This window comes from Mycobacterium gastri (genome assembly GCF_002102175.1).
In the GTDB taxonomy this organism is placed as follows: domain Bacteria; phylum Actinomycetota; class Actinomycetes; order Mycobacteriales; family Mycobacteriaceae; genus Mycobacterium; species Mycobacterium gastri.
On sequence record NZ_LQOX01000083.1, the window covers coordinates 1 to 1622 of the forward strand.

Here is a 1622-nt window from a genome sequence, read left to right on the forward strand (position 1 = left end):
GGCTCTTGTCATCTTGATCACCAGACGGCGGGGACGGTGGTGGTCCATTGCCAGTGCGCGAGGAAGCGCGGGTACTGTGTGGTGACCCGCTGCCATGCCTGCTGGAATGCACCGCGGCTCCGATACCGCCGATATTTGTTGCGGACCCAACGCATCAGGTAGGCGTTGATGCGCGCCAGGAGAGGATGCAGCGCCGACCGGAAGAAGGCACCGTAGTAGTTCATCCAGCCCCGCACGATGGGGTTGATCCAGCGTGCAAGGTCAGCGAAGGATCGCCCGGTGCGATGGTGCAGTCGCCATGACCGCACTTCCCGGCCGATCTTGGTCAAGGCGTCCCTGCTGATCGCGGGCAAAAACGACAGGAACGTGTGTCCGTCTTTGGCCCGCATCCCGCGCGGCCGGAACGTGAAACCCAAAAACGTGAACGACGTGTGCTCATAGTCACCACGCCGGTTAGCGTCCTTGCAGTACACGATCCGGGTCTTGTCGGGATGCAGCCGCAACCCGACCTCGCCCATCCTGTCGTGCAGCGCGGCCAACACCTGGTGGGCTTGGCGCTCGGTGACGCAGTGCACGACCGCGTCATCGACGTAGCGTTCAAAGCGGACACTCGGGAACTCCCGGGCCATCCACACATCAAACGCATAGTGCAAAAACAGGTTGGCCAGCACGGGCGAGACCGGCGACCCTTGTGGGGTGCCCCGGTCCCGCTGGACCAGGGTGCCATCGGGCAGCTGAACCGGAGCTTGCAGCCACCGGCGCACATACAGCATCACCCACGGCAGATCGGTGTTGACCGCCACCGCTTTTAGCATCAGGTCCCAAGACACGCTGTCGAAAAACTTTTGGATGTCCAAATCGATCACCCAGTCGGTTTTCCAACACCGCTGCCGGCATACCCCCACCGCGTCGATCGCTGAGCGGCCCGGCCGATACCCGTAGGAGTCATCGTGAAAGATGTCTTCCACCTTCGACTTCAGCTCCTCGGCTACCACCGTTTGGGCCACCCGATCGGCCACCGTGGGCAGACCCAGCATCCTGGTCCCACCGCCATGCGGCTTAGGGATTTCCACCGCACGCACCGGAGGCGGAAAGTAACTGCCCGAGGACATCCGATTCCACACCTTGTACAGATTGTTTTGCAGGTCAGCCTCGAATGCCTCGATGGTTACCCCGTCTATGCCCGGCGCGCCCTTGTTCGCCTTGACCTTCTCGAACGCCTCCTGGACCGCCCACTTCGAAATCTCGAACGGCTTGCCCGGCGACTTCAACTCACTCATCCGACTCCTTCCGAACCCCACGGGTTTCGGTTGATCGACACGAACACAGTCACAGATGACCCGGCCCCTTCGCTCCACCCCCATTACAGGAGCTTCACCACTACTACGAGCCGGTCCGCCAACCGGACCCGCGACGGTACTCACACCCACGACAAGCGCGGGCTACTCCCTCTCGCCCACCCGAAAAACCCGGACGGGCAGTGTCGAATCCGGTCTTCTCCCGTTCCATGCAAAAGCCGCAGACCGGGCTCGCGTCGCCTCCATGCCGGACACCGCCTGGCCAATCAACGGGCACCCGCCAGACTCATCCCGGGATTTGACGGACACCCCGGTTTCGATGTC

Annotated in this window: 1 protein-coding gene; it reads right to left on the minus strand. The window is 62.5% G+C overall.

Going from position 1 to position 1622, the window contains the following annotated elements:
* Positions 1-17: 17 nt before the first annotated feature.
* On the minus strand, positions 18-1280 hold the full coding sequence (gene ltrA / locus AWC07_RS08480) for a group II intron reverse transcriptase/maturase (RefSeq protein WP_085105026.1): 1263 nt from the start codon (positions 1278-1280) through the stop codon (positions 18-20).
* Positions 1281-1622 lie beyond the last annotated feature (342 nt).